The sequence below is a fragment of the Arthrobacter sp. P1_B4 genome (genome assembly GCF_056406555.1).
In genome coordinates this window covers 1-7,187 of sequence record NZ_JBFTZW010000120.1, presented here as the reverse complement: position 1 = coordinate 7,187, position 7,187 = coordinate 1, and the positions used below count along the sequence as shown (strand labels likewise).

Annotated in this window: 6 protein-coding genes; 3 read left to right on the top strand and 3 right to left on the bottom strand. The window is 64.4% G+C overall.

All coding sequences use genetic code 11. The features are described from left to right. Both AC1D1W_RS19160 and AC1D1W_RS19155 read right to left on the bottom strand, forming a co-directional pair. The coding region (locus AC1D1W_RS19160) for a B3/B4 domain-containing protein (RefSeq protein ID WP_476944521.1) at positions 1-660 on the bottom strand (660 nt) is incomplete at its 3' end. A 7-nt stretch (positions 661-667) separates the two neighbouring features. Next, positions 668-1,273: a helix-turn-helix domain-containing protein gene (locus AC1D1W_RS19155; RefSeq protein WP_243178460.1), complete on the bottom strand. Its 606-nt coding sequence runs from the start codon at positions 1,271-1,273 to the stop codon at positions 668-670. Positions 1,274-2,181: 908 nt separating this feature from the next. Here AC1D1W_RS19155 and AC1D1W_RS19150 point away from each other — a divergent pair. Next, a complete protein-coding gene (locus AC1D1W_RS19150; protein WP_476944520.1) occupies positions 2,182-2,871 on the top strand; it encodes a nucleoside/nucleotide kinase family protein in 690 nt (229 codons plus the stop codon). A 342-nt stretch (positions 2,872-3,213) separates the two neighbouring features. Here AC1D1W_RS19150 and AC1D1W_RS19145 read toward each other — a convergent pair whose 3' ends face one another. Beyond that, a complete protein-coding gene (locus AC1D1W_RS19145) occupies positions 3,214-5,001 on the bottom strand; it encodes an amidohydrolase (protein ID WP_476944519.1) in 1,788 nt (595 codons plus the stop codon). A 254-nt stretch (positions 5,002-5,255) separates the two neighbouring features. Between AC1D1W_RS19145 and AC1D1W_RS19140 the strand changes: the two genes are divergently transcribed. Further along, positions 5,256-5,531 (top strand): hypothetical protein, encoded by a 276-nt coding sequence (locus AC1D1W_RS19140; protein ID WP_028277917.1) that lies wholly within the window; start codon positions 5,256-5,258, stop codon positions 5,529-5,531. Between the two features lie 300 nt (positions 5,532-5,831). Then, positions 5,832-7,091 (top strand): glycoside hydrolase family 43 protein, encoded by a 1,260-nt coding sequence (locus AC1D1W_RS19135; RefSeq protein ID WP_476944518.1) that lies wholly within the window; start codon positions 5,832-5,834, stop codon positions 7,089-7,091. Positions 7,092-7,187 lie beyond the last annotated feature (96 nt).

The window sequence follows — 7,187 nt, the reverse complement described above, 5'->3', positions numbered from 1 at the left end:
GAGTAGGGTCAGCCGGGCGGTCAGGTCCTCGGCTGCGGCGTGGAGCGCCTCATCGGTCGTGGGTTCGAGCGCGTCGAGGATGAACAGCGCGGCGGTGGTGTTCTCGCCGAGCTGGGTGCGGCGTGCCTGGCGCCAGTTCCAGCGCCGGCAGGTCACTCCGGCGTCGTCGCACCACACGACCTCGCCAGGTTCCGGGTGTTCGATCACCGCGGCGCCGCCGGCGGCCGTATCGAAGGGCTCCGTGCCGGTAGCGCGGACCAGCCGGGGCGCACCGCTGTAGCGGTTTAGGTCCTCCCCGCCCAGCGGGATCTGGTGGAGCACCGAAACCGCGTTATAGAGGTCGGTGAGACGGTTCACCCGGGGCAACCCGGACACCGCACGGCGCAGGAGCGCCTCCAGGCTGTTGCGCGTGCGGCTGGGTTTGGCGCCGAAGGCCTGGTAAGCCTCGCGCCACGCAGCCACGTGTGGGAGCTGCTCAACCGGCCGGCCGTTGAGCAGCCCCCGGGCTGCGGACTCCGCCGCCTGGAGCATCTCCTCTCCGGCCTGGTCACTCGGGCCAGGGACGAGTCCGTCAACGGCCAGCAGYAACGCCCGGTAGTCGGGCCGCAGCGCGAACACGGCGGCGTCAACATGGCCGCCGTCGAGAAATTCCTGAAGCATGCCTGACTCAAGCATCGGACGCCTCCGGCCGGTGACCTGTCCCCACGCCCGGCTCGAAGACGGCCAGGGAGAACCTCGCCGGCTCCGTGCGCGGATTGGCGTAAGAGTGTGCCACGTCGCCCGGGAACGTCACCGCATCGCCCTCATCGAGGGTGAGCAATTGACCTGCGACCTCCACCGTGACCGTGCCCTGCTGGACCTGCAAAAGCTCCTTGGTGCCCGACGTATGGGCCTCGCTCACATGACGGTCGCCGGGATCCAGCGTCCAGTCCCACAGTTCAACCACGTCCGGCGGTTCGGTGCCGGCCACCAACACCCCGCGGCCGCCGTACTCACCGCTCCACAAAGCAGCGCCTTCACCACTGCGGGTGACCTTCACCGGCTTCGGCCGAGGGGGCTCGACCAGCGCGGGCAGCCCCACGCCGAGCGCGTCGCTGATCCTCAGCAGGGTTCCCACGCTGGGATTCGCGGCACCCTGCTCCACGTTGACCACCATCCTTCGGCTTACCCCGGCAGATTCCGCCAGCTGATCAAGCGTCCAGCCCCGCGACTGCCTCTCCTGCTTAACCCGGGCGCCGATTGCCAGCGCCAAGCTCGTTGTACTCTCATCCATAAGTGCATCATACTGCACTTTCGGTGCACTCGATGTCTGCCCGTCGTTAGGCCGCCGTCAACGAGTGGCCAAAAGACCCTCTTGAGCTTCGACGTCGCACCTCATGCCGCCAATCAGGACCAAGCCGTGCAGGACTCTCGTAGACGATCTCCAGTGAGAAACGCGACAGCGACCGCATCCGCTGCTGTCTTGGAAGACAACAGTTTTTCGACACTAGGCGCCGATGCCCCCAGCGCTGAGCCGGGTCGGCGTGATTCCTAATCTCCTCATGGGGGAGTGGGTCCGCAACGCTCTGAACTGGCCAATTTGCGGTGTGTACAAAAGTGCCCACTTTGGGCTTTCGGACTCGGTCGTACCGGGGCCGGATCGGGCCGGATTCCGCAGGTTTCCGGGGGGAGTCCAGTGTTGGCAGGGGAGGGAATGCAGTTCGAGTCCCACCTCGGGCACGTGTTTTCACTGTTCAGGGGCTTGTGGTCCTCTGAATGTGTACCAGTCTCCTTTTATGGGCCCCTGCGGGGGCCCATTTTTGTTGGTGGCCGTTGCGGTCTGGCGGCTCCTTCCATGGACTTGGACAGCGGTGCTGCTTGCTCCTTCGTGGGCGGGCGCGCTTGGAACTGCATGACCTGCTGCGACTTGGGATCACTCGGGCCTCCCGTCTTGCTGTTTGTGTCGGACCTGGTCGGCCTTGTGCCTATTCGTGTCCCGGAGTTGTGGTGACGGCATGACCTGCGGGAAGTTTCTGGGAGATTGTCTGGTCCTCGATTCGTTCCTTTTCTTGGCCGGAGAGAGGTGCACAGGTGTTGGTCCGGCAAAGGATCTGTGGACATTGTCCACGCCGATGTAACGTGATGCCGTAGAACACCGGTGACCTCCTGCCCTGGTCCAGGTGAGAGCCGGAAGGAGAAGCGATGAGCCCCCCTCCATACCTGCGCTGGGACGAATCAGGCCAGCAGCAGCTCCTCGCCCGGGCTGAAGCGCTGCTCCAGCGGCGCGGACGGTGCCTGCTCGGGATAGCCGGGGCGCCCGGTGCCGGCAAATCCACCATCTCCGAATGGCTGCTGGAGCACCTGCTCACCAACCATCCCGGGCAGGTCGCCCTGGTCCCCATGGACGGATATCACCTGGCGCAGTCGCTGCTCGAGTCCCGCGGGCTGGAGCACCGCAAGGGCGCTCCCGAGACCTTCGACGGTGCCGGGTACGTCGCGTTGCTCCGCCGGCTACGCTCAGAGACCTCGCGGGAGATCTTCGCGCCGGTGTTCCGCCGCGAAGTCAACGACGCGCTCGCCGGGGCCATCGCCGTCCCGCCGGAAACACGCCTGATCATCACCGAAGGCAACTACCTGCTCTTAGACGAGGCCCCATGGAACGAGGTCGCATCCCTCCTGGATGAAACCTGGTTCGTGGAACTCGAACAGGGCGAACGCCTGCGCCGGCTCACCGCCCGGCACCTGAAGTTCGACAACGACGCCGCCATCGCCGAATGGCGCGCAACCGGCAATGACGAACGCAATGCCCGCCTGGTAGCACCAGGAAGCCTCCGGAGCACACTCGTCATCGAGCACGCACCCGCAACCGTCTCGGCGCCCGGCCGCGAGTAAGCGGCCAGAAACCCAGCCGCGGCTTCAGCGGGACTGCGGCGTTAGTCACTGCCTGGAACACAAAATGCCCCCGAGTTTCTTTGATGAGTGCCCACCCTAACGTGCCTTCGTAGCCCCTTCTGAGCGGTGGCTTGTCATTGTCACGGCTATCGGCGGCGTCGTGACAGACTTCCGGTGTTGTGAACGCATTCCTCCCGTCTTGCTAAATGCAGGCAAGCCGCAGTTCTGTGCACGGGGTTGGTGCTGGTGTTTTGGGTCTTGTTGTCAGGGACGACGGGGGATTGGATGGTTTATCGAATACGCAACATCTGTCAAGGACGCGGCTGTCCCGTCCTCGTCTGATTAGGAGGCCGTCGCGTTGGCCGGTGGTGAATTATCCAGGCCCAGCCAGGCCAGGGCAGCGGCGACGAGGGCTTCGGTTCCGGTCTTTAGGGTCGGCTGGAGGACGGGTAGGAACATCGGCGAGTGGTTGGCCGGAACGTCATCCAGCACCCGGCCGTCCCGTACGGCAGCCCTGTAGGTCTGCGGGTCCGTTCCGCCGATGCCCCAGTAGGTGTAGGGGATGTTGCCGGTCCGCGGAATATCGCTAAAGTCCTCGCTGGCGGTCTGGAGCTCGAGGCTGCCGGCCCGGTCGCCGAAGTAGGTGCTGAAGGCCCCGGCTACGCGCGTGGTTGTTGCCTCGTCGTTGACGGTGAGCGGAAAACTGTCGAAGGTTTCGAAGTCCGGTTCTTTGGGGGAGCCGCTGGCGGCGCACTCGGCTTGGACGGCGCGTCGGACAGAGTCGAGAATCCGCTGCCGGGTGGCGTCGGTGTAGGTGCGCAGGTTCAGTTCCATGACCGCCTGGTCGGGGATGATGTTGCTCTTGGTTCCGGCGTGAAGGCTCCCGACGGTGAGGACGGCAGGTTCGGTGGGCGGGGTTTCCCGGGAAATGATTGCCTGCAGGCGAAGGACGATCATGGCGGCTAGAACGACAGGATCAATGGTGTTCTGCGGCATTGAGCCGTGGCCGCCGCGGCCGTGGACTGTGATGCGGATGCTGTCGGCGCTGGATAAGAGCGGGCCGGACCGGGTGGCGACGTGGCCCGAGACTCCGGGCAGCACGTGCTGGGCGAGTGCGACGTCGGGCGGGGGGATGCGATCAAGGAGAGCGTCGTCGAGCATGCCGCGGGCTCCGTCGCCGGTTTCCTCGGCGGGCTGGAACAGGGCCACGAGCGTGCCTCGCCACTGGTCCTGGTGCTCGGCGAGCAGTCTGGAGGCGCCCAGCAGGCATGCGACGTGAACGTCGTGTCCGCAGGCGTGCATGACGGGCACACGGTCCCCGACCTGGTCCTGAGCTGTGATGGTGCTTGCGTAGTCCGCGCCGGTCCGTTCCTGCAGGGGCAGCGCGTCCATGTCGGCCCGGAGTAAAACCGTTGGCCCGTTGCCGTTTTGCAGCACCGCAGTGACTCCTGTTCCCCCGATCCCGGTCTCCGTTTGGAAGCCGTAGGAACTCATGCTGCGCGCCACGTTGGCGGCGGTGCGGTGTTCCTGGTGTGAGAGCTCAGGGTTTTGGTGGAGGTCCTTGTAGAAGTCCTCCTGTTCCGGGCGGATTGACTCGTAGTGTTGCAATATCTGTTCGGTCGCGGCCACGAGGTCTCCTTTCGTCCGGCTCGAGCGTCCTGCCCTGCCCCCCCAACGTACGCCGGGCCGGTCCCACCTGCTAGGTCTTGCCCGGTTTGCGACGACGTCACGCAGCAACCCCCCGCCGACCCCTGTGGTGACGCCCAGCAGGGCGGCCGAAACGGGGTTGATGCCCGCGTCCCGGGCCGTGACTGCTCCGGCAGCACAGAACAGTGCCAGGCCGCCGGCGTCAAAGATCAGCAGTGTCCGCGGGAACCGCTGGACACGGCGTGCGAAAAAGTAGACCAGCAGTGCAGCGGCCACCGGCGGGACCAGGTACACCGGCTGGGTGAAAGGCGTCGGGGTAACGCCGATGATCAGGTCCCGCACCACGCCGCCGCCGAGCCCGGTCAGCGACCCCAGCAAGAGCGAGCCCACTATCTCAAAGGCCCGCCGCGCGGCCAGCAGGCCCACCGGCGCTTTCTTAGGGAGCGCTTTCGCGCCCTGAGCGGCGGCTCCGTCTTTGGCCATCAGTCTCCTCGCTCCCGAATTTGACCTAAAGCGGTTGGAATTTCGTATGCCCGAGTACAGACCAAATTGGTGGAAGCTTACATAAGATCCGCTATCAGCTCCCGCCCTGCATAGTGGCCCATGGCCGATAGCGGAGGTGCCATCCAGGCGCCGTGATGCTGGACTCCTTGGCTGCTTCGGGGGAATAGCGGGGGCTGCGGCGGTCTTGTTCTAACCGGGGCATCGACAACCGGCTGCCTCGTGAAAGGACCTCATTGCCCACTCCCTTTATCCCGTTCACCATGCGCGCTACTGTCCGCGACGACCACAAGCGCTCATTCCGCACGGACATAGAACGTCTTACCGGCGGTCATCGCGGGTGGGCGCCGCTGGATGTCGTCAAATCCACCGACACCCAGGCGCTGCTGCGAGGAGCGATCGCTCAAAGCGTTCACACCGCTACGGACGCGAGCCTCGCCCGCTACCTCCAGGATCGCTTTGTCGCTGATAACGATATTTATTTGGATCTCACCGTCTGCATCGGACGCTAGCAGACGCCCACGCAAGCCCCGGACCACGCTGGTCCGGGGCGTTTCCATGTGATCGAAGGGCAGCCGGGCACGTACCGTCGCGCCCCTTGAAGGCATCGTGGCCAATTAGTGCAACGCTCTGGACCATGCAGCGGCAGCGCTGAATGACGTGGCGTCCCCGGCTGTGATGCGGGTGTGAGGCAGGTAAGGTGTTCCAACCAGTGAAAGTCCAGGTGGGACTGCAAGGTGGGACATCCTAGGGTTGAAATTCCTCTACTCCCGCAGACCGGGTAGTCAATGCCAGCAACGGACGGAGCCCCATTGGTTGACATTGCAGTCGAGCAGGTTCGGCAAGTAACATCTCCCGCAGCCATCACACCGGTTATTCCGGGTTTCCACCCTGACCCCACAATCTGTCGGGTCGGCTTCGACTATTTCCTGGCAACGTCGAGCTTTGAGTACTTCCCCGGAGCGCCGATCTTCCACAGCCGGGACCTCGTAACTTGGGATCAGATCGGGAACATCCTCACCCGGCGGAGCCAGTTCGCTGTTGGGGACGGGCGTCCTTCAGGCGGGATCTTCGGCTCAACGCTCAGGCATCACAACGGTGAATTCTGGTTCGTCACCACGAACATGAGCGACTTCGGTGGCGGTCATTTGCTGTTGCGGTCCAAGGACGCTGCCGGCCCGTGGAGCGACCCAGTACAGATACCGGGAACGCTGGGCATCGACCCGGATATCGCGTGGGACAGCGACGGAAGTTGTTACCTCACCTGGGTGGGGTTCGGCCCCGGCGAGAATGAGTCCGGTATCGTCCAGGCGCGGCTGGATCCCGACGCTGGCCGCCTCTTGGAATCTCCCAGGAAGGTGTGGCAGGGAACAGGGTTGGCCTACCCGGAGGGGCCGCACCTGTATGAGGCGGGCGGCTGCTGGTATCTGGTTTTGGCCGAAGGCGGCACGGAACGCGGTCATGCCGTCTCTGTCAGCCGTGGCAGCAGGCCCGCAGGTCCTTTCGAACCGCATCCGAACAACCCCATCCTCAGTCATCGCAGCATGGCGGCGCCCGTCCAGAGTGTCGGCCACGCGGACCTGGTCGAAACGGTCGATGGTGATTGGGCCGCGGTCTACCTCGGTGTTCGTCCCCGAGGCGTTGTTCCTGGCTTTCACGTCCTGGGTCGAGAAACTTATGTTGCGGGTATCTCCTGGGACCAGGGTTGGCCGCGGTTCGATGAGGACCGTTATCAGGTTCCCGTCGTCGGGTCTTCGTTTATTGACGATTTCTCTTCAGACAGCCTTCACCCGCGGTGGATTTCACCCGGCCAGGACCCGGCTTCGTTTACGGCCGAAACCCCCGAAGGTCTCCTTATCAGGCAGAGCCAGACTGGCAACGTTCCCATCTTGGCAACCAGGGTCCTCGGACACGTTTGGGATGCACGCGCGTCAGTTCTACTCTCGGGTGACGAGGCGGTCAGGTTCCTCCTGAGGATGGACGACTTCCATTGGTATGGCATCGAAGCCTCCGGACGCCAAATCCGGGTCGTGGCCCAGATCGGACCCCTTCAACAGGTGGTAGCGTGGTAGCGACAGCACCCAGCCCCTGGACCATTTCAGCTGGAAATCGCATGCAACGACTCACCCTTGGCGGGCCAACCGGGCATAAATACTGGGCTACTGGGC

What these genes read in the sequence shown, in the direction of transcription:
- AC1D1W_RS19150 (WP_476944520.1), top strand. Translation starts at nt 2,182, where the DNA reads ATGAGCCCCCCTCCATACCTGCGCTGGGACGAATCAGGCCAGCAGCAG.
- AC1D1W_RS19145 (WP_476944519.1), bottom strand. Translation starts at nt 5,001, where the DNA reads ATGGCCAAAGACGGAGCCGCCGCTCAGGGCGCGAAAGCGCTCCCTAAG.
- AC1D1W_RS19155 (WP_243178460.1), bottom strand. Translation starts at nt 1,273, where the DNA reads ATGGATGAGAGTACAACGAGCTTGGCGCTGGCAATCGGCGCCCGGGTT.